Origin of the sequence: Photobacterium sp. GB-56 (assembly GCF_003026105.1) — a bacterium.
Lineage (GTDB): Bacteria > Pseudomonadota > Gammaproteobacteria > Enterobacterales > Vibrionaceae > Photobacterium.
Window position 1 is genome coordinate 144,904 of the sequence record NZ_PYNW01000003.1, and the last position, 20,498, is coordinate 165,401.

The window sequence follows — 20,498 nt, forward strand, 5'->3', positions numbered from 1 at the left end:
CTCGTCATGCATGAATTATCACTGAGTATGAATACGGTAGATACCGTGGTTGAACAGGCGAAAAAGCAAGGCTTTCATCGTGTAACTCGAGTGACATTATCGATTGGGACATTATCGTGTATAGAGCCCCATGCATTGGCAACAGGATTTGAATTTGCAACACGAGGAACGATTGCAGAAGGCGCGAAGTTAGCCATTGAGTCTGTACAAGCTCAAGTTTGGTGTATGGAGTGTCAGCGCTATATCGAAATGGATGAGCGTGGTGTCTGCTGCCCTCATTGCCAAGGTTATCAGCTTAAAGTTGAAACCGGTGACGAATTAATGATTAAAAATATTGAGGTAGAGTAATGTGTAATGTATGCGGCTGCGGAGATAGCCATGTAGAAGGTGTCGATCACCATCATCATGGTTCTCATAACCACGATCATCATGGGCATAGTGATCACAATGACCATCACCATGATCACGCGCACTCCAATGTTCATAAAGCGAGTAATGAACAGCCTGTTGTGATCCATCATCACTACTATCATCAAGGTGATGTTCATCATCATGTGCATTACACGTTACCTGCAACATCGCACCATGAACACAGCCACCCACATCATCAACATTCTCACCATGACCATGCATCGCACGTACATCACAACCATGCTCATGATAGCCATGACCATCATCAGCCTGAAACCTTAGATAAAGGTGATTTGCACTACGGTAAAGGCGAAGCTGAAGTGCATGTGGCTGGGGTTTCTCAACGTCAACTTCTGACGTTAGAGATGGATATTCTAGGTAACAACAATAAACTGGCTGAACATAATCGCGAGCATTTCAAAGCCAATAAACAGCTTGTGCTGAATCTAGTATCAAGCCCAGGCTCTGGTAAAACGACCTTGCTTACTGAAACCCTGATGCAGCTAAAACAGCAGTATCCATGTGCGGTGATCGAAGGGGATCAGCAAACCTCTAACGATGCGGATCGTATTCGTGCTACCCAAGTGCCCGCTATTCAAGTTAATACAGGAAAAGGCTGCCATTTAGATGCACAAATGGTGCACGATGCTTATCATCAATTAGCAATGAATGAGCCAGGTTTCTTGTTTATCGAAAATGTCGGTAACTTGGTGTGCCCTGCGAGTTTTGATTTAGGTGAGGCATGCAAAGTCGCGATTTTGTCTGTTACTGAAGGGGAAGATAAGCCGCTTAAATACCCTAATATGTTTGCTGCCGCTGACTTAATGCTGATCAACAAGGTCGACCTATTGCCGTATGTTGATATCAACATTGAAGATTGTATTGCTAATGCACGAAAAGTGAATCCCAATATTCAGGTCATAAAACTTTCAGCTAAAACGGGTGAAGGGATGGATGCGTGGTTAAATTGGCTGACTGAGCAACTTCAACAACATCAATAGTTATTACGGTTCAGTAGACATTTAAAACCACAGGTTCATGAAAAGTGCCTGTGGTTTTTTATAAAGATGCGCACAAAAGTATGCATTAAAATGTAATGCCCCTTATTTACCTTCCTCTCAATTCACATCCTCTGTGTTTAATTTTGCTATAACTAATCGTTTCATCAATAGTTTACAAGTTAAAGAAATGAGGTGAGATGATGATAAGTGCTACAGGTATTGAGTATCGCTATATAAAGCATCACAGTGCTAAAGATTGTGTAGTGATTAATACGGGAGCTAACGTTACCATTGAAGATAACCGATGGTTACAAGATGAGTTAGCAAAGCGTTACAGTGTACTTTTATTTAATCGAGGTGGTTATGGCAGAAGTCCACTCAATACAAAGGTAAGGACACCAGAGGTTGTATCTCAGGAGTTGCATAGTTTACTTATAGAGTTAGATATTAAAAACGCCATCTTACTTGGTCCGTCCTTGGGTGGACTTTACGGTCGATATTTTAACTATAAATACCCTGATTTAGTTAAAGCCTTGGTGGCTGTTGATTCGCCAATTAGCTTTATTTTTGAGAAAATTGAAGCGCGCCTTCCAAAAGATATTAAGCAATTTGTTCAGCAAGAACTTTCTCTTTTAAAGCCAATAAATCCCGTTGTTGACTCTGAGCTGCTGGAGGTAACTCAACTGGAATTTACGGACTTTTCTTATCACCAAAAGCCGGTATTAAATTTTTATAATACCTATTTAGGCGATGGCGCAGAGTTTGTTAGTCAGTTGATTGTTGATGTTGCTAAGCAAGAAGCAGAAAAAGAAGGTTGCGTTAGATTGGCATTTTCAGCAACAGGACATGATATTATTTCTAATGATTTGGATTTTTTCTTGGCAACATTTCATCGTTTTATCGATGATATAAATAGTGACTCTAAATTTTAAATAACACAGTGAGGTTAAGTATCGGCTTTGATTGAAGCCCTGATAAACAGGGCATTATTGCTTACTTTTTATAAATAACAGAAATGATGTCTTCAGGTTGCTGATGATTTAATTGTGCTATTTGTACAATGGACTGCTTAGGATCATCAATCGTAAAACCAGCCAATTTTATTTTATCTACTAAGTTATTAATGGGTTGATGAGTTAGCTCTGACATCAACGTAATTGGAGCATTATCGATAGAATCAAACAAGGCGACAGAGACATTGTTAGACTGTTCGACTTCTTTATCACTTTGGATCATTGCGATACCCAGTAATAAAATAGCCGCCATCATGACAATGTTATTCTTACGTGATAAGTGCTTGATAATTGAGTTCTTATATAAGAAAGCATGCCCGAGAACGGCAATGACCATTAAGATACCAATCCATTCATGCATAAGAACAATATTTTTCGAATTAATATCTAAAAATAGGAGAGAACCAGAAGTTAGCACAAGTAGTGCACAAACGAGTGTTAGTGGTGTCCAGTATTTTTTCATTTGATCTACTTTTAGTGTTTATAAAGACAGAGCAAAAAGTAGCATGATTAAGCTTTGCTCATTTTCGTTTGAGCGCCAATATCATCATTCTTTACGCCATTCCTATGAATAAAGACATTCTCTAAATTGTGTATCTCGAATAAGGTGCAATATTCATTAGCCTGTTGCTAATTGATGCAACTAAGCAAGTTGCGTTAGATTGTTTTTTTTCGATAGGACATGACACAATGGCTAATGATTTGGGCTTTTTATTGGCAACTCTTCATTGTTTTATCAGTGGCTTAATAGCTTCTTAATAGGATATTGCTTCGATAATTAATTTCAGCAATGTTAAATTATCATATGTATTCGTTAAGCGTTATTTTTACAAGGAATTAACGTAATGCTTTATGAGAGTGACTGTCTTCAAAAGAATGATGATGGAGGTTAATTAACACTACCAATTTGTTTTTTTATCTATACAATTCCGCGCAACTTCGCTAATGGCATATCGTTGATATTCATTTTTCGCCTGCAATTAGTGACACATTTTGATGCTATGAATAGTCTACGATGAAAACTAAAATCTTACTGCTTGCTCTACTGCTTTCTGGCTGTGATATGACAGCAACTCCTTTTACTCCACCTTCTACCAATGATATCGAGCAGTGCCAAATTTTGGTAACGAATAAAACGCAATATACTGCTGAAACCATTATTGCTAATGATGTTGATAATCAATCTGAAAGTAATCGAGGCTGGGTGTTTGTCGATCATATAAAGCCGGCACATCGTGGTGATATTAACTTTCGTTGTAATTTAGAGAAAAATAGAGTGGAAGTATGGGCGCCGGGTGCCGCAATGTGGAATGAATTGTAATACTTTCATTGCTAGCGCTTAAAGTGAAGCCTAGCTTTTTGCTTGTATAGTAAAAACAACAGTAAAAAAACGGCGATACCCCAATATCGCCGTTTTTTATTAATCGTTATTTGCCGTTTTTAATCGGTAGTCAACACGCCCAAATTTTTTCTCTGCACTTGCTGTACGCCCAATCATCGCCGTCGTAATTAACATGAATAAAGACGGTAATAACCAACCTGCATGTGCGTTGTAAAGCGGTAATGTATCGCTGAAAAAGTCACCGAGATCTTTTGGCATCTTACCTAAGATATTAATCGCATCAATAGTACCGAAAAGCGTCGCTGTGATCAGAACCGCACTGTGTGTAAGGCGTGAAACGGTAAATGTTGAAGCCGCCAATGATGCTAATACTAATGCGATGGCAACCGGACAAAGTACAAGGATGGCAGGTAAACTTACTTTCAGAATATCGTTTAAACCAAAGTTTGCGATAACCCCTGTTAGCACAACAATGACTGTTGCTGTGAAACCAAACGAAGCTTTAAACGTATCTTGATAATACTCAGCACATGCATTGGTTAAACCCACCGTGGTGGTTAAACATGCCATTAAGATAATAGCGGCTAATAACCATTGACCATAATGACCAAATTCCCCAGCAACGTAACGAGTTAAGATCACGCTACCATTAACACCATGTTCAGCAATCGTTGATGATGTTGCGCCTACGTAGCCCATAATGATGTAACAAGACGCCATTAACGTGGCGTAAATTAATGCGACTTTAATAGAAGTTGATGCAATACCTTGTTGTGTTGTAACACCCTTAGCTTTTATTGCATGAATGATAACCCAGCCGAAACCGACAGCAGCAATGGCGTCCATCGTCATGTAACCTTGGATCAAACCACTTGTAACAGCACCGACTTGGTAATCACCAGATGGAGCAGCAGGTGTACCGAGAGGGCTAAGAAATGCTGCTAAGCCTAATCCACATAGTAAAATAATCAGTGCAGGCGTCATGATCTTACCAATGTAAGTCACAAGGTTTCCTGGTTTAAATGCAAGAAATAGGGTAGCGGCAGAAAAAATGATAGAAAAAGCAACTAAATGGTCATGAGTAAAAAATGGTTGAATACCCATTTCATAAGCAACAGTAACGGCGCGAGGCATACCAAATGCAGGGCCAATAGCGGTAAAAAGTAATACCCAAAAAGTTGTACCTAGCCACTTAGGTAAAGCCTTGGTTAAATTAGTGGTATTACCAATTCGACCTAGCACAATAATAGTAAATGCGGGTAAGCCTACGGCAGTAATTAAAAATCCGGCCATTGCGGAGGTCAGAGAAGTCCCGGCATCTAATCCCATTGCTGGTGGAAAGATCAAGTTACCTGCACCAAGAAAGAGGGCAAATGTTGTGAGACCGAGTACGAAGATGTCTTGTGTTTTCAAATGTAGTTCCTGCATTTTTGAAGTTATAGACAACCATCGCGATTAATGCGCAATGCGTTAAACGTCCATGATTGAAATCGTATTCCGCAGGTTTGCTGAAAGAAGATATTTGACTTGATAGTATCCTCCGCCAGCTCGGCTGACGGAAGCTTGCCCGCCAGCCTAGCGAATAATCACTAGGATAATAGCGGTAATAATTCGTGTTGTATGTTTTATATCAACAACAGAAGCCTCGCTCCAATTAGTAAATTGGCTCGATGCTAAGTTTTTTCGTGTTTTATGTTCGCAAAGTGCTGAATACATAACTTAACAACTTCTGTTTTGTGATTGAATTAACGCTTACAACATATAAAGAAAATATAGAGTTGTAAACGATTTTTTTATGGTATGCGTTTTATTGCGACTAAGTAAAAGCAATTAACTAAATAAAATCATATTGATAGTTAAATATGTGAGTGTTAGTGCCAGGTTTTGTATTTTTATGCTTCGATATAATAATTGAAAGCAGTGGTAACGCTGATATTGAAGCTATACCAATGGCATAGCTTCAATTTTAGTATCAGTAGGTAGCAACTGTATTTCGATTACGTTGAATAATATGGGTCACTTTACTGATACAAATGGTTACTAGAACAGGGAGTAGCCATGACGCATGAGCATTAAACAAAGGTAACCATGCAGTTAGATCTTGATGCATAGCGGAAGGTATTTTACCCAAAATGTTTAGTGCATCAATACTGCCAAATAACGTGGCGATAATGACGATCAGTGTTTGGCTCATCGAGAATTTACGCTTTTCGTTACTCACAGTGTTCGGCATAAAAATAATGGCGATGATGAGTGATACAGCGATAGGGCATAAAATCAAAATAGCAGGTAGGCTGACTTCAATAATCGTTTCTAAGCCAACATTAGAGATAATGGTTGTTAAGCTCATGATCACAACAGCACTGATTTTAAAAGGGATGTTATAAGTATTTTTGTAGTATTCGCTATTTGCATTGGTTAAGCCAATAGTTGTGGTTAAACAAGCCATTAAAGTGATAGTTGCTAATAAAATTTGTCCAAATGTACCAAACTCACCAGCAGCATAGCGTGTTAGAATTTCACCGCCATTGGTTGAGTTGGGAGCAATCGAAGAGGACGTTGCACCTAAATAACCCATAGCTAAATAACACAAAGACATCAGTAATGCGTAGATACCAGCAATACGTAATGTGTAGTAAGAAATCGCTTTATTACAGCTAATACCCGTACTACGAATGGTTTGAATAATCACCCAACCAAATGCGACCGCTGCAATAGCATCTAATGTCATATAACCTTGGATCATACCGTTAACCGTCGGTGCTGCTTTATAAACAGCAATGGCATCTGTCGGAGAGCCTAATGGGTTAATCAAAGCGGCAATCACTAAGACCGCTAGCATCACGATTAATGCAGGCGTCATTACTTTACCAATATAGCTAACTAATTTACCGGGCTTCAGTGCCAAAATTAAGGTTAATAAGCAAAATAGCACTGAAAACAGCATTAACCCGTTACCGTGGTAGAAAGGTTTAACACCCATTTCATACGCCACAGTTACCGCTCGAGGTAGAACAAAGGCTGGCCCCAGAGTCGTTAATACTAAAAACCAGAAAGTACGATCCATCCAATGTGGTAATGAGGCAGTGAGTTTATCTGCAGATGACAGTCGACCTAAAACGATCAGTGTTAAGGCGGGTAAACCAACGGCGGTTAGTAGGAAGCCTACTATGGCAATTAACCAGTTTTCACCGGCTTGTTGTGCCATCATAGGGGGGAAAATAAGGTTTCCTGCCCCTAAAAATAAGGCAAAAGTCATAAATCCAATGGCGGCAAGTTCTCTTCTCTTCAAACGGCGTACCTTCTACATGAATGGTCAGTTTGGCTGGAAGATAAAAAGGAGAGTTAACATATCCGCCAGCAATAGTAACTGACGAATAAGCTTAAACGTCAGCGTTATTTGACGACGACGACAACAGAGACAAGCGCAATAGTATTCATAACAAATACAGTAGAAGATACTGCTAAATTGTTGTGCTTAACTGAATACATAAGTGATGCGCTCGAATGAAATAATTGACCTAAAACTAAAGCTATTTAAGATGATTGTAAAGTGATATTCGGTAATTGTTCGTATTTAATACGGAATGTATAATGTATGTATCGCGAATATAGAATAAAAATTCGCGATACATATCCGTTATTAGATTTAACCTGTTGTTTTTAAGCTAATATTTTTTCAAGTTCAGCCAGTGTTGAAACTTGATAGGTTGGCTTTATAGTATCTGGCAATAATTGATTTTGATGATTAAACCAGCATGTGTCTAAACCTGCATTGATACCGCCTAAGATATCTGATTGCGGGTTATCACCGACCATAAGTACAGAAGTAGGTGCAGGGTTGCCCATTTTTTCAAGACTATAATCAAATATACGGCGATCGGGTTTAGCGACGCCGACCTGCTCTGAAATAACGAGCAGATCAAAATAATCGGCTAGTCCTGTTTTTTCTAAGCGGATTTTTTGCAGTGCAGTAAAGCCATTAGTAATGATGCCTAATTTAACTCGACCATTAAGAGATCGAATCAGTGATGTTGTCCCCGGTAATACTTCGCAAATATCAGCCATTGCTTGCATGTAATCATCATTAAGCTGTTGTTCTGTTGTTTTTAGTTTTTTTGCCCACTCCCGAAAACGTGTTTGCTGAAGTTCACTGGCTGAAATATCGCCATTTTGATATTGCACCCATAGCGGGCGGTTAATTAATTCATATTGTTTGAAGTCAGCGTCACTAAAGGCGATATCATAACGAGAAAACATGAGCTGTAGCCCTTTAAAAGCATCAAAATAGAACAGGGTCTCATCAGCATCAAAAAGAATCCAATCGTATTTCATATGTATTATTGCCTTATAATATCTATCTATAGTCATCGAATAGCGCGCATATTACACTATAGTGAATGAATAAAAAGAGTGATTTTAGGTGAGAGTAATTTAAACGATCTTATGCCCTCAAAGTTAATCTAATCATATTTGGTATATAAGTTTCTTATGATTTTATAAACTTCCTGACAAAGAATTGAACTTCGTTAGCCGATACCTGTCTACACTTACCAATTATAAGTATTTACTATTTTTAAAAGTATAGGGGCTCTTAATGGGTATTTTATCTTGGATTATTCTTGGTTTAATTGCTGGTGCATTGGCAAAGTTTTTAATGCCTGGTAAAGATGGCGGTGGTTGGATTGTAACAATGGCATTGGGTATTGGCGGTGCATTTGTTGGTGGTTTTGTGGGTAAATTTATTGGTTTAGGTCATGCAACAGGTGTAAACATTGGTAGCATTATTACCGCTACCTTGGGTGCATTTATTATTCTGTTTATCTATAACCGTTTTATTCGTTAATCTAATGTAATAATACATTATAAAAGCGAGAAATTACCGCTAATATGACGGGTGATTTCTCGCTTTTTTCATTTTAGCTACTTAATGCTAAATGCTGCTCCGCCCCCCGAAGCATCGCATGTATTAATTCATTTGCTTCAAATTTTGTCAGTGCTTCTTGAGCACCAACTTGGTGTGCTTGAGACACACTTATTTCACTTGAAAGGGAGGTGTGTAAAATAATATAGGTTGAGACGAGCGCATCGGTGTTTTTGACATTGAATGCCAGCTCATACCCATCTAACCCTGGCATTTCGATATCACTAACCAAAATATGGAACGGATCGTTTGCTTGCGCAGCCGTTTGCATCATATTAAAAGCATCTTGCCCATTTTTGGCAACAAAGTAGGGCACACTGATACTATCAAGTGCTTGAGTTAATTGTTTTCTGGCGACGGCTGAGTCATCAACTAATAAGATTTTTAACGGACGTAAAATCTCACGTTCAATATCGGTAAGAGTAGGCAATAACGTTGAAGGGTCATCTGGAAATATTTTAGAGAGAAGCAATTCAACATCTAGTAGTTGAATCAACTTATCGGCATCGCGCATAACACCAGTGACAAAAATATCGCTACCTAAATGTTGGGGAGGTGCTTCAATATTTTGCCAGTTACACTCGGTGATCCGTTCAATACCTCTGACTAAAAATCCAACTAACTTACGACGACAATCTGTAATGATAATAAAGCAACGTTGGCGCTCTTCAAGGCTGATAGCGGGATAACCAATTGCTTTGGCCATATCAATAACAGGGACAGTGTCGCCACGTAATGTAGTGGTGCCAAGTACGGTTGGGTGAGATTTTGGGATAACACTTAAATTTGTATAGGGTACGATTTCACGGACTTTAAGCGTACCAATCGCAAAGCTTTGTAGTGTGGACAGCTTAAAAAGTAACATCCCTTGTGATGCATTCGTTGCATTCTTTATCATACCGAATCCATTGCATAGATAATTTATGTTAATAATTCATTATAATAACACTATCGTAATTTATACCAAACGTTTATAAATAAAAATTCACAATTAATATATTAGTAAATTTCGATATTGATTATCTTTTTTCTGTCTTAACTGGTTTTCTATGCGTTCGAAATAAAGGACATCAAATTGTTTTTATCAATGAAAACTTGAAGCATGAGCTGATTTTTCATATTAATGTTGATTAATTAGGTATGACGTATAAAGAAGTGATGTCGAATAATATTCTTTCATCCGATTTTATAACTTACCTTAACCATCATAGTTTAGCGACTGATGTGAGTGAAGATTCACAGCAAAGATTACTGAATGAAAATAAAAGGATAATACTCTCTATTTTGATATCATGTAATTTGACGTAATTATAAACACAGAAACTATTTATTATACAGTTGAAAAGATATTACTTGCCTTTATAGAGAGAAAAAGCAATATCAGCATATCTCATTAATTGGTGAATTTAGTGGTTTATATAATAAGCGATTTATCAATAACTATTGTCTAACAAAAAAATCTTAATTATCATTGATTTATGTAGATTTAGGCGTGCGAATTATAATCATAACGATATAAAAGTTAAAAAATCATCTTCATTGTTGTGTTCAACTTTTTATTCGGAGGGCTCAGCTATCCGTTATGGTGGAGTGAATTTGTTTTCATTACTGAAAAAATAATGCCTTGGGAATTAAATACATAATTAATTTTATTAATGAAAAATAAGTTATGATTTTAGTGACTGACTATTTAGTTATGGTACTGAAAGTTATCAAGGTGAACTTATTAAGGTAATGAATGTTATAGATAAAAAAATGTATGAGAATAAGAAAGCAAAATTGTAAAATAATTTACCTTGAATGAATTTAATTATTTGAGGTCTTGTTCATCTTCGATTAATTTAAGAGACATAATATATCTGTTACAGGTTATGCGTGGTCAACCAGTATTTTTGACCTTTTAAATTATGTCACTGTGCATAGAGGATATTTTATGAAACGTTCTATTCTAGCATTTGCAGGTATTGCCGCTGTAGCATGTATGAGTACTGCTGTGTGGGCTGCTAATAATACCACTGAAACTATCAAGCTATATCAAGAGCCTAATGTATCAGCTAAGGTAATTGAAACGATAAAAACAGATGTACCTTTGATCACTATCTATAAAAATGAGGGTTGGTCAAAAGTCGGTGATCCAAGTAATGGTCAAACGGGTTGGATTCAAACAGTTGATTTGAAGAATGTAGATAGTGCATCAGCTAATGTACAACCAAACCAAACGACAAAAACGGTAAAAACCGATAATGGTGAAAAAACGGTTACTAAAGGGACAGTGCAGACTCCACAGGGCCCAATGAATTATGAGATTGTTCAATTTCAATCCAAAGGTGATAACGCCAAAGTAGATAAAGCATTCTTTAAACAGTTGCAGCAACAACAAATTGAAATGAATAATGTATTTGCAAACTCATGGAATGATATGGGGGGTATGCAAATGAATATGTCTAACTTAATGGCAAAACAACAGCAGCAAATGATGGAAATGCAAAAACAATTTCAGCAACTTACGCAGCAAACAACCGCGCCTTCCAATCATAAAATTGAATTAAAAGATGCAACACCAGCGCAGGTACAGCCAGCAGCGAAATAAGCTTATTTTTAGTTAAGCAAGAAAGCCTCCAATAGCTTTAACTCATAGAGTATAAAGGTTATTGGAGGCTTTTTTTTTACTGAAATTAACAAGCCGTTTATGCAAAGCTCAGGTTTCAGATTGATTGAGGTGCTTGATTTGCTGGAATAGTTCATCAGCTTCTGCTGTTAAGCGGGAATAGGTTCTGATATCGCCATTCCTTTGAGCATGCATGGCTTCTTCAAGTAGCATTGAGTGGCGTTTCTTTAATTTTTTAGCGGGATTATTTTTAAACCAAGAAAACATGTATATAACTCCAATAATTATATTTATATCGTATACGCAGTATGCGTAATAAAAGATTAATTAAGCTAGAGACTAACTTTAATTATGTTAAGATTTTGAATAGTAAGCGTTATTATTTTTTATTGTTTGTCTTATCTCGATTGGGAATACTACTGTGTTAATTGATATTCACTGCCATTTAGAAGGTGTATTAGCGGTCGATAGGGAACGGTTTTTTAAGCAAAACGGCAAAATAGGTGCCGTATCTATGACTAAGGCAAGTGCGTTAGAGTTGATACGCTTAAAACAACAATATTCAGAGCAGATTTATCTCTTTCTTGGTATTCACCCTGAGAAAGATGTCAGTGAACAAGAGATCCAAGCTGTTATTGATCTGATATACCAACATCGTCATTTATTATCTGGTATTGGTGAAATCGGCATTCCTTTTTTCTACTTAGACGAGAAAACAAAGCAAGAAAAACACCTTATTAAACAGCGCGGAAGTGAACGCTTAGCCCGTTTTGTTAAGATTGCAGCAGAGCTAAAACTACCTGTCAATTTGCATGTGGTAGAAGATGATATTCATTATGCGCTGCCTATTTTAAATACCTATCAAATCAAAGGGGCGTTGTTCCATTGGTATGAAGGCAGTGACGAAGACCTCGCCTTACTTCATCAACAAGCGCATTTCATTTCAGTAAGTCCTTGGATCTTTGTCGATCCTTATTACTTAGAGTTTGTTAAGAAAATTCCGCTTGATATGCTGTTGGTGGAGTCTGATTCGCCGTGTAAATACAATGGTGTGGAGGGGGAGCCAAATATGATCAATCAAGTGATTGACGTATTAGCAGAGCATCATCAATTATCACGGGATGTAATGGCGACACTAATCCATGAAAATACCCAACGCTTTCTGAGAATTTGAATCTGATGGTTTGCAGGTTGTTTTTGAGTGCGGATATCTAGTTGACATATGAAAAGCAAAGCCGCCTTTAATATATTAAATCATGGAATATATGAAAGGCGGCTTTTATTGTGCTGTGTTTAGCAAAGTAGAGGGTTGCGCTTGGTCGCTTTAAGTACCCCAAGTTTGCTTAATAACTGTTTTTCAATACGATTCGGTGAGCGTCTGAAATAGAACAAATACTCGGTCATAACAGTCAGTTCTGCTTTTTCATTAACCGTTAACGCATCTACGCTTGCTAGTAACAAATCAACAGACTCAAGCTCTGTTATTTCACATTGTTTCTTTTTATGAAGTTGCTCATAGAAGAACTCTAAATTGATATCACATTCTTGTTTATAGCTCTGTCTTACCGCAATTAAACGGAGTAAAGCAATAATGTAAGCTTGGCTCATCTCTTTAGCTTCAAGTTCTGCTAACTGGTTAAGTACGTACACGCGTGCCGAAATACGTAATCGCACTTCGCTAAGGGCTTTTTGTTGTACCCATGCGTCCCAAAACCCCGTAATTAAGGTAGAAACCAACGGAATGTAAACACGCACGCTACTACGTGATAGTGATTTTTGTAGTAATGCCTTGATAATAAAATTACTGAGTATGTCTTTACCGGTATACAAGGCAACTTTGATATAGCGAAATTTACTAAACTGTTTATAAGGTTTTATTCCATGAATATTCTCAACGGGCTCTGACAGCTCCATAACCGCACGCACTAATGATGCTTTCATTCTGTCACAAAACTGGTATTTAGCTGACGCACGATTGATGAGAATTGCGGTGGTAATAAATCCAACCTCAAATAGTAAAAATAATTCTAAGCTGATAAAGACAATGTTAATAACAACGAGTCTTAGTAGGTTATCTAAGGCTAACCAGTTTTCTCCGAGTAACTCTAAATAGATTTCGAAAGAAACGATAAAAAAGGTTGTGATGAATCCAATAAAAAAAGAAAGCACAACACATAACTGACACAGTTTTTTATCATTTATTGTTTTAAAGAGACCCTGAGTTATGGGTAAATAACGCTCAACACGTTTGAGTCCCCAGTTTTCAATTTTTGCTTCAATCATGTTGAATATATCAAGCTCTTATAGAACATAATAATAGGTGAGCATTTTAATTTGTTGAGGGTGAAACACATAACTAATTTCTATAAGCGGATTAAAAATACGCAGTTAGAAAAAATATCTAACTGCGATTTAAAATAATGAGTTGCTTTTAACGCATAATCACTCAAGAAAAAGAATACAATGAAACAATGTTTATTGTAAGTGCTGCGTTAATTGCTACTTAGCAAGAAAACCAACGTGTGATAATTGTTTTTTTGCTGATTGTTCTGATGACTCATTTGATGATATTGGCGGTGTTTGTTCTGGCGTTTTCGCTGCTCGAGGAAGTAGACGGAACACGGGTTGACCATCTTCTTTTCTCACAAAAGCAACATCACGATAAAGTAGCTCGTTATCACTCTTAATGGCATCTAATTGTTGATCTTTAATCAGTGATAATGGGCCAATCATGGCTGTACAGTGATAGATTTTATGCTCGTAGTTATTAAATAATTTACAAGGTTGATCGAGTACAAAAGTTTCACCTGGTTCTAAATGACGGCTGTTTTCTACTGCGCGGTTGATGTCCGAGATGCTAGCAAATACTGTTGTTGATAAGCTTAATAACACAATACTCGCTAGCCTTGCTAAGGGATATTTCGATTTAAAAGTAGGCATAATGATTATCCAAACAAAAAGCCAATACCTTATTCATTTCGACTAAAATATTGGCTTTATTAGTATGATGGCTATTAAGACGGGAGTGTACTTCCGTCATGGGAAAATAAAAAGACAATTATCACAACGTCGTTTTTATTTACCACCGAGTGTTTGTTCTATAATCCAAACCCCGCCTAATTTTCTGAGTCTACAGCCCGTGAGATGCTAGCAAGTTATGGGTGTACATTGAGATACTAGCCCAGATTCGGGTGAACCAGCCGCCTTGCTGAACACTGTTGAGCGCGACAAGTGGTTCGGTTTTAATAACTTTGCCATTATAAGTGACAGTCATTTCACCTAACTTTTCACCCTTATCAACCGGTGCTTTGATGTCATGGTCAAATTGGAGATCAGTTTTCAGACCTTTTTCATCAACACTTGAAGGAAGAACCAAGGTTAATGGCTTCTCAAGACCTAAAGAGACTTTATCTTGTTGTCCTCCCCAAACGTGTTGTTCAGAAAGTTTGCTGTTTGCTGCATATAAAGTGTCTTGCTTGAAGAAGCGGAAGCCATAATTGAATAGCCCTTTGCTTTGCGCTGCGACATCATTCAGTGATTGCGTGCCCAGAACAACCGCAACCAACTTCATTGGGTTATCTGGCATTTGAGCAGAGCTTACCAGAGAGTACCCAGCGGCTTCTGTACTACCCGTTTTCATACCCGTCGCATATTGATAAGTGAACAATAAGCGATTGAAATTTGGTTGGCGGATATGATTGTATTCAAAATACTTCTGACTGAAAAAATGAAAGTATTGAGGGTAGTCGTTCATGATGTGCTCTCCGAGAAGACCAAGATCATAAGCGGTTGAGAAATGTGCTGGTGCTGGCAGACCCATAACAGTGGTGAAGTGGGTATTGTGCATACCTAACTTCACTGCCGTCGCGTTCATCATCGAAACGAATGAAGATTGCGATCCCGCGACGTAATTAGCCAGTGTTACAGCGGCATCGTTCCCCGATTCAACAATCACACCCTGAATAAGATCTTTCACTGACACATAAGAACCGGGCTTCAAGAACATTCTTGAACCACCAGTGCGCCACGCGACTTCTGGTACGAGTACTTTTGAGTCAAGTGAGATTACACCGTCAGCCAGTTTTTGCTCAACAATGTACATTAGCATTAACTTCGTGGTGCTGGCTGGGGCCATACGCATGTTGCCATTGTTGGATGCAATAATTTGTCCAGTGTTGGCATCGATTAAAATGAACGCCCGTGCTTTAAGACTAGGTGGGAATACGCCTGTCTGAGCCCACTTCTGTACCATAGTTTGTGGGATCCCATTCGCACCGCCGGCTTCTGCTGGAGCAGGAGGCACTTGCACATTTTCTGGGATATTGACTTTTACGTCGATAGCACCAAAGTTATTGAGTGGAGCTTTTGCTTCTTTGTATTGTGTTGCCGCATAGTAATCACTATCAGGCATGGTGTTCGCCGCATCGTTGCTAGGCGTGGCAAATACTGTACTGGAGGAAAATAATGCAGCGATTGCTACTGCTAAGGAAAGCTGTTTAATAGTTGTCATAAGGGTTTTAAATTTACAGTTATTCACAAAAAGCGCGATATAAAAAAGCGATTAGATTGGATACTGACTTCAGCAGGTAATTACTGCCCGTTGAGTCTATCCATCACTACCACGGCAATGGTGAGTGCTTTTCCGTTCTATTCAGCTTTACGATGACTTTGGTCACGGACCGCATTATCCATAATGATGTCCTGAGCGAGTGACCTGAATACTGTTGATAGCTATAACCAATCATGGTGCTTAAGCCCTGCCTTCTCAGCAAGTCATGCGTTCCCCGTATTGGTTATAGCCCTCGTATCTTGTCTACTTCTATCCTACCAGCTGAATCATTATGGAAACCTGAACGATAATGATGTTTATGCAGCAGCAAATTCGGCAAGTAGTTCTTTTTGACGTTCACTTAGGTTTTGTGGTGTTTCAATGACTAATTGAACAATTAAATCGCCAGTGTTGCCTTTACGATCTGTGACTCCTTTGCCTTTTAGGCGGAATTTACGACCGGTTTGTGTCCCTTCAGGGATCTTAAGGCTAATCGCACCATTTAAGGTATTTACTTCAATCTTGCCACCTAATGCAGCAGTCACAAAGTCGGTAGTCGCTTTACAATGTAAATTATTACCTTCGCGCGTGTAACGTGGATGAGGGCGAATATTCATTTGAATAAATACATCACCTTGCGGGCCACCGTTGATGCCAGGGTGACCTTTACCACTTAAGCGAATTCGACCGCCATCTTCAATGCCTGCAGGGATTTTGATATTCAGCTTTTTATTTACTTGGCTTGTGCCTTCAAATACGGGTAAATCAATAACACGAGATGCACCGCTAATTGCATCTTCTAAATCAATTTCCATGGTGTATTGAAGATCTTCGCCTTTTTGTGGACGAGTGGAATGACGGCTACCAAATCCTCCACGACCACCGCGAGCATTTGAGAACATATCACCAAATGCGCCACCAAAAATATCTTCAAAATCACCGTAACCGCCACCTTGGAAACCACCGTGATGACCGCCACCATGATGTCCACCGCCCATACCTGGGTTATCAAACGCAGCATGACCAAATTGATCGTAGGCTGTGCGCTTTTCTTTGTCGGTTAAAATTTCGTAAGCTGCTTTTACTTCTTTAAATTTGTCTGCAGCCGTTGGATCATCCGGATTTTTGTCTGGGTGAAACTTCATTGCGAGCTTTTTGTACGCTTTTTTAATTTCCTTTTCTGATGCCGTTTTAGCGACACCTAGAACTTCATAAAAATCACGTTTTGACATTAGTAACACCTCTTATCTCAACTGAGATAACTATCTGGAATATTCTTTGCTAATCATACCTAAAAACGATAGCTGATTTAAGCGTAATCAACGATTAAAGGCACAGATAGTTAGCCAAATTAGATTTACATTTTGTCTGTTGTTATTGTAGAAAAGGGCGAGAGATGTTGATCTCTTCGCCCGTCTCTATTCGTTGCGATTGATTGCTATCAATGATAGCAAACTATCGTGAGTAATTACTTCACTTCTTCAAACTCTGCATCTACAACATCGTCGTCTTTTGCATTGCTCTGAGCATCAGCTTGTTGCTGAGTGTTCGCTTGAGTTTGGGCATGCTCCATCAGCTTTTGTGCTGCAGTCATCAATGCTTGAGTGTGTTTTTCAATGGCGTCTTTATCATCGCCAGATTTCACACTCTCAAGTGCAGAGATAGCTGCTTCAACGCTTTCTTTATCTGTTGCTGGTAAATTATCGCCTGCTTCAGTTAACTGTTTGCGTGTGCTGTGGATCATGTGGTCAGCTTGGTTACGCGCTGTGACCAGTTGTTCAAATTGCATATCAGCGTCTTTGTTCGCTTCAGCTTCTTGAACCATTTTCTCAATCTCAGCCTCAGTTAAACCACCTGATGCTTGAATCGTGATTTTTTGTGCTTTGCCTGTCGCCTTATCGGTTGCTGATACATTCAATATACCATCAGCATCTAAGTCGAATGTCACTTCAATTTGTGGCATACCACGAGGTGCTGCTTGAATACCTTCAAGGTTGAATTGACCAAGTGACTTATTGTGCATCGCTTGCTTACGTTCACCTTGTAGTACGTGAATGGTGACCGCACTTTGGTTATCTTCCGCCGTTGAGAACACTTGTTCAGCTTTGGTTGGGATCGTAGTGTTCTTATTAATCAATGCTGTCATCACACCACCCATGGTTTCAATACCAAAGGATAATGGTGTTACATCAAGAAGAAGCACATCTTTCACATCACCCGCTAATACACCACCTTGAATTGCAGCGCCCATAGCAACTGCTTCATCAGGGTTTACATCTTTACGTGGCTCTTTACCAAAGAAATCAGCAACGGTTTTCTGTACTAGTGGCATACGTGTTTGACCACCCACTAAGATAACGTCAGTGATATCACTTACATTCAAGTTAGCGTCTTTAAGTGCTGATTTTACAGGGCTTAAAGTACCTTGTACTAGCTCATCAACCAGTGATTCCAATTTTGCACGTGTGATCTTAATATTCATGTGCTTAGGACCAGTAGCGTCCGCAGTCACATAAGGTAGATTCACATCTGTTTGTTGTGCAGAAGAAAGCTCAATTTTTGCTTTTTCAGCGGCTTCTTTTACACGTTGCATTGCAAGTGGATCATTGCGTAAATCAATACCTTGATCTTTCTTAAATTCATCAACAAGGTAGTTGATCATACGAGTATCGAAATCTTCACCACCAAGGTGTGTATCACCATTGGTTGCTAACACTTCAAAGGTTTGCTCGCCATCAACGTTATCAATTTCGATAATAGAAATATCAAAGGTACCACCACCTAAGTCGTACACTGCGATAGTGCGATCGCCACCTTTTTTATCTAAACCATAAGCAAGCGCTGCTGCTGTTGGCTCATTGATAATACGTTTAACTTCAAGCCCTGCAATACGGCCTGCATCTTTAGTTGCTTGACGCTGTGCATCATTAAAGTAAGCAGGAACTGTAATTACCGCAGCAGTCACTTTTTCACCTAAGTATTCTTCTGCTGTTTTCTTCATTTTTTTCAGAACTTCAGCAGAAACCTGAGGTGCCGCCATTTTTTGCCCTTTTGCTTCTACCCATGCATCGCCGTTGTCAGCTTTAACAATTTTGTATGGCATAACAGAAAGATCACGTTGAATTTCTTCGTCTTCAAAACGACGACCAATTAAACGCTTAATAGCAAATAACGTATTTTCAGGGTTGGTTACTGCCTGACGTTTTGCAGGTTGACCAACTAAGGTTTCACCATCTGTATATGCGATCACAGAAGCTGTAGTACGTTCACCTTCCGCATTTTCAATAACACGTGGCATGTCGCCGTCTAATACAGAAACACAAGAGTTAGTTGTACCTAAGTCAATACCGATAATTTTACTCATAAATCTTTTCCTCATTGTATCGCATTGATTAGTTATTCTTATCTGAACTATGTTCGATATTTTATTGAGGATAAGAATGTTGTTGGTTGAAGTAATGACTTCAAGCCAAAGATCAATGCAATTTAAATATGATTTCCCGATAGGGGATGAATATAGTGAGCTATCAACCTGTCGAATTTAGGTCGAAAAAAGGTGATAGCTCTAAATATGTTATCTACTCAAGGCTAATTAATAGCGTTGAAATTATTCTTCAGTTGGCAGTGTTGCTGCTTTACCGATAGAAATTTTACGTGGTTGCATTGCTTCAGGTACTTCACGTTCTAAATCGATATGAAGTAAACCATTCTCTAAGTTTGCACCAACAACTTTTACGTAATCTGCAAGTTGGAATTTACGTTCAAAGTTACGCTCAGCAATACCTTGATAGATAAAATTTTTGTTTTCTTCAGGAGCCTTAGTTCCTGTTACAACAAGCATATTTTCATTTTGAGTAAGATCTAAGCGATCCTCAGAGAAACCAGCCACCGCCATTGTAATGCGGTAATTATTCTCGTCAGTTTGCTCGATATTGTACGGAGGGTATCCGGTTGCCTGTGCTTTGTTGTTGCTTGCTTCAACGAGGTTGAATAAGCGATCAAAACCAATAGCGTGGCGGTATAGGGGAGTGAAATCTACATTACGCATAATAACTATCCTCAATAATAAGCAATAGTCTTAGTGTCGACAGAAGGTATATAAAGTTGTCGTTTATCACTAAGTGGATCTGTCTAAGATCCGTAAAAACAAAACTAATAAGGGTTTCCCTAATAAGGCGAATCTCATTAGTATCCTGAACTCCATTTGGCAGTTCGTGTAATTAATATATGCTTCCGGAGTTATTCGGTCAATACTTTTTAATAAGTTTTTCTAATCTTTTTTATGGTTGGCGTGTAACTGATTGATTTCACAAGTTAACCAACACTAAAAAAGTTTAGCTGCTATCTCAATATTGACGATTTACACCTTTAATAAACGTAAATTGGTTTATTCAAATGGTGTCTCTAAACAAGAAATAAGGGCAGGAAAGTGATTTTCAAGGGGCTGTAATGCGTAAAGTTCAACCTTTTATTACTTGGATTAATCGTTTTAAAACTTCGGTGTGTGGCAGATAAAGTAGTGATGATAGATCACATAATTGACGGTGGAATGTGTAAATGTTCAAAAATATGAATGACATAGTGAACAAACTCACACTCTATTACGTACGGATTAATATTACGTTTCTACTTTTGAGCATTCATCTATGC

19 protein-coding genes are annotated in these 20,498 nt (G+C 38.4%); 7 read left to right on the forward strand and 12 right to left on the reverse strand.

Annotated features, from left to right (window positions below; translation table 11 throughout):
• Window positions 1–6: 6 nt before the first annotated feature.
• The 3 genes from hypA to C9J42_RS05220 all read left to right on the forward strand — a co-directional run bounded on the left by hypA (window position 7) and on the right by C9J42_RS05220 (window position 2,344).
• The gene (hypA, locus tag C9J42_RS05210; RefSeq protein WP_045128683.1) at window positions 7–348 is read left to right on the forward strand and encodes a hydrogenase maturation nickel metallochaperone HypA; all 342 of its coding nucleotides are present in this window, start codon (window positions 7–9) and stop codon (window positions 346–348) included.
• Window positions 348–1,412 carry a hydrogenase nickel incorporation protein HypB gene (gene hypB, locus C9J42_RS05215; RefSeq protein ID WP_107301740.1) on the forward strand — a complete coding sequence of 355 codons (1,065 nt, stop codon included), beginning with the start codon at window positions 348–350 and terminating at the stop codon, window positions 1,410–1,412. The genes hypA and hypB overlap by 1 nt, the downstream gene beginning before the upstream one ends.
• Before the next feature lie 197 nt (window positions 1,413–1,609).
• On the forward strand, window positions 1,610–2,344 hold the full coding sequence (locus C9J42_RS05220; protein ID WP_107246230.1) for an alpha/beta fold hydrolase: 735 nt from the start codon (window positions 1,610–1,612) through the stop codon (window positions 2,342–2,344).
• Window positions 2,345–2,405: 61 nt separating this feature from the next.
• On the opposite strand, the gene C9J42_RS05225 is transcribed toward C9J42_RS05220, so the two are convergent.
• Window positions 2,406–2,888, reverse strand: a complete 483-nt coding sequence (locus C9J42_RS05225; protein WP_107287524.1) for a hypothetical protein — start codon at window positions 2,886–2,888, stop codon at window positions 2,406–2,408.
• Window positions 2,889–3,440: 552 nt separating this feature from the next.
• On the opposite strand from C9J42_RS05225, the gene C9J42_RS05230 reads away from it, so the two are divergent.
• On the forward strand, window positions 3,441–3,746 hold the full coding sequence (locus C9J42_RS05230; protein ID WP_107206718.1) for a hypothetical protein: 306 nt from the start codon (window positions 3,441–3,443) through the stop codon (window positions 3,744–3,746).
• A 99-nt stretch (window positions 3,747–3,845) separates the two neighbouring features.
• Here C9J42_RS05230 and brnQ (C9J42_RS05235) read toward each other — a convergent pair whose 3' ends face one another.
• From brnQ (C9J42_RS05235) to yjjG, 3 genes are all read right to left on the reverse strand, one after another.
• Window positions 3,846–5,180 (reverse strand): branched-chain amino acid transport system II carrier protein, encoded by a 1,335-nt coding sequence (brnQ, locus tag C9J42_RS05235; protein ID WP_107301741.1) that lies wholly within the window; start codon window positions 5,178–5,180, stop codon window positions 3,846–3,848.
• Window positions 5,181–5,739: 559 nt separating this feature from the next.
• Window positions 5,740–7,059 (reverse strand): branched-chain amino acid transport system II carrier protein, encoded by a 1,320-nt coding sequence (gene brnQ / locus C9J42_RS05240; protein WP_107301742.1) that lies wholly within the window; start codon window positions 7,057–7,059, stop codon window positions 5,740–5,742.
• A gap of 371 nt (window positions 7,060–7,430) precedes the next feature.
• Window positions 7,431–8,102 (reverse strand): pyrimidine 5'-nucleotidase, encoded by a 672-nt coding sequence (gene yjjG, locus C9J42_RS05245; RefSeq protein WP_107206715.1) that lies wholly within the window; start codon window positions 8,100–8,102, stop codon window positions 7,431–7,433.
• 262 nt (window positions 8,103–8,364) lie between these two features.
• Between yjjG and C9J42_RS05250 the strand changes: the two genes are divergently transcribed.
• Window positions 8,365–8,613, forward strand: a complete 249-nt coding sequence (locus tag C9J42_RS05250; protein WP_105062604.1) for a GlsB/YeaQ/YmgE family stress response membrane protein — start codon at window positions 8,365–8,367, stop codon at window positions 8,611–8,613.
• Between the two features lie 73 nt (window positions 8,614–8,686).
• On the opposite strand, the gene C9J42_RS05255 is transcribed toward C9J42_RS05250, so the two are convergent.
• Window positions 8,687–9,589 (reverse strand): chemotaxis protein, encoded by a 903-nt coding sequence (locus C9J42_RS05255; protein WP_107246225.1) that lies wholly within the window; start codon window positions 9,587–9,589, stop codon window positions 8,687–8,689.
• Window positions 9,590–10,624: 1,035 nt separating this feature from the next.
• Here C9J42_RS05255 and C9J42_RS05260 point away from each other — a divergent pair.
• On the forward strand, window positions 10,625–11,281 hold the full coding sequence (locus tag C9J42_RS05260; protein WP_107206713.1) for an SH3 domain-containing protein: 657 nt from the start codon (window positions 10,625–10,627) through the stop codon (window positions 11,279–11,281).
• 108 nt (window positions 11,282–11,389) lie between these two features.
• Here C9J42_RS05260 and C9J42_RS05265 read toward each other — a convergent pair whose 3' ends face one another.
• Window positions 11,390–11,566: a DUF6435 family protein gene (locus C9J42_RS05265; RefSeq protein WP_006644842.1), complete on the reverse strand. Its 177-nt coding sequence runs from the start codon at window positions 11,564–11,566 to the stop codon at window positions 11,390–11,392.
• A 154-nt stretch (window positions 11,567–11,720) separates the two neighbouring features.
• Here C9J42_RS05265 and C9J42_RS05270 point away from each other — a divergent pair, with 154 nt between their 5' ends.
• Window positions 11,721–12,473, forward strand: coding sequence for a TatD family hydrolase (locus C9J42_RS05270; protein WP_107301743.1), 753 nt, complete (start codon window positions 11,721–11,723; stop codon window positions 12,471–12,473).
• A gap of 119 nt (window positions 12,474–12,592) precedes the next feature.
• Here the strand turns inward: C9J42_RS05270 and C9J42_RS05275 are convergent, their stop codons facing one another.
• From C9J42_RS05275 to C9J42_RS05300, 6 genes are all read right to left on the reverse strand, one after another.
• Complete coding sequence (locus C9J42_RS05275) at window positions 12,593–13,582, reverse strand: hypothetical protein (protein WP_107206711.1); 990 nt, start codon at window positions 13,580–13,582, stop codon at window positions 12,593–12,595.
• 216 nt (window positions 13,583–13,798) lie between these two features.
• A complete protein-coding gene (locus C9J42_RS05280) occupies window positions 13,799–14,239 on the reverse strand; it encodes a hypothetical protein (RefSeq protein WP_107206710.1) in 441 nt (146 codons plus the stop codon).
• A gap of 190 nt (window positions 14,240–14,429) precedes the next feature.
• On the reverse strand, window positions 14,430–15,809 hold the full coding sequence (locus C9J42_RS05285) for a D-alanyl-D-alanine carboxypeptidase family protein (protein ID WP_107206799.1): 1,380 nt from the start codon (window positions 15,807–15,809) through the stop codon (window positions 14,430–14,432).
• Window positions 15,810–16,165: 356 nt separating this feature from the next.
• Window positions 16,166–17,080, reverse strand: a complete 915-nt coding sequence (locus tag C9J42_RS05290) for a DnaJ C-terminal domain-containing protein (protein ID WP_107206709.1) — start codon at window positions 17,078–17,080, stop codon at window positions 16,166–16,168.
• Window positions 17,081–17,316: 236 nt separating this feature from the next.
• Window positions 17,317–19,212 carry a molecular chaperone DnaK gene (gene dnaK, locus C9J42_RS05295; RefSeq protein WP_107206708.1) on the reverse strand — a complete coding sequence of 632 codons (1,896 nt, stop codon included), beginning with the start codon at window positions 19,210–19,212 and terminating at the stop codon, window positions 17,317–17,319.
• Between the two features lie 243 nt (window positions 19,213–19,455).
• Entirely contained in the window at window positions 19,456–19,896 is a 441-nt protein-coding gene (locus C9J42_RS05300) for an Hsp20 family protein (RefSeq protein WP_107206707.1), read from the reverse strand.
• Between the last annotated feature and the right edge of the window lie 602 nt (window positions 19,897–20,498).

Excerpts from the sequence above, each read along its gene's own strand:
- C9J42_RS05225 (WP_107287524.1), bottom strand. The coding sequence starts at position 2,888 with ATGAAAAAATACTGGACACCACTAACACTCGTTTGTGCACTACTTGTG.
- hypA (WP_045128683.1), top strand. The coding sequence starts at position 7 with ATGCATGAATTATCACTGAGTATGAATACGGTAGATACCGTGGTTGAA.
- C9J42_RS05300 (WP_107206707.1), bottom strand. The coding sequence starts at position 19,896 with ATGCGTAATGTAGATTTCACTCCCCTATACCGCCACGCTATTGGTTTT.
- C9J42_RS05265 (WP_006644842.1), bottom strand. The coding sequence starts at position 11,566 with ATGTTTTCTTGGTTTAAAAATAATCCCGCTAAAAAATTAAAGAAACGC.
- hypB (WP_107301740.1), top strand. The coding sequence starts at position 348 with ATGTGTAATGTATGCGGCTGCGGAGATAGCCATGTAGAAGGTGTCGAT.
- C9J42_RS05280 (WP_107206710.1), bottom strand. The coding sequence starts at position 14,239 with ATGCCTACTTTTAAATCGAAATATCCCTTAGCAAGGCTAGCGAGTATT.
- C9J42_RS05290 (WP_107206709.1), bottom strand. The coding sequence starts at position 17,080 with ATGTCAAAACGTGATTTTTATGAAGTTCTAGGTGTCGCTAAAACGGCA.
- C9J42_RS05220 (WP_107246230.1), top strand. The coding sequence starts at position 1,610 with ATGATGATAAGTGCTACAGGTATTGAGTATCGCTATATAAAGCATCAC.
- C9J42_RS05260 (WP_107206713.1), top strand. The coding sequence starts at position 10,625 with ATGAAACGTTCTATTCTAGCATTTGCAGGTATTGCCGCTGTAGCATGT.
- C9J42_RS05255 (WP_107246225.1), bottom strand. The coding sequence starts at position 9,589 with ATGATAAAGAATGCAACGAATGCATCACAAGGGATGTTACTTTTTAAG.
- C9J42_RS05230 (WP_107206718.1), top strand. The coding sequence starts at position 3,441 with ATGAAAACTAAAATCTTACTGCTTGCTCTACTGCTTTCTGGCTGTGAT.
- yjjG (WP_107206715.1), bottom strand. The coding sequence starts at position 8,102 with ATGAAATACGATTGGATTCTTTTTGATGCTGATGAGACCCTGTTCTAT.
- C9J42_RS05275 (WP_107206711.1), bottom strand. The coding sequence starts at position 13,582 with ATGATTGAAGCAAAAATTGAAAACTGGGGACTCAAACGTGTTGAGCGT.
- dnaK (WP_107206708.1), bottom strand. The coding sequence starts at position 19,212 with ATGAGTAAAATTATCGGTATTGACTTAGGTACAACTAACTCTTGTGTT.
- C9J42_RS05285 (WP_107206799.1), bottom strand. The coding sequence starts at position 15,809 with ATGACAACTATTAAACAGCTTTCCTTAGCAGTAGCAATCGCTGCATTA.
- C9J42_RS05250 (WP_105062604.1), top strand. The coding sequence starts at position 8,365 with ATGGGTATTTTATCTTGGATTATTCTTGGTTTAATTGCTGGTGCATTG.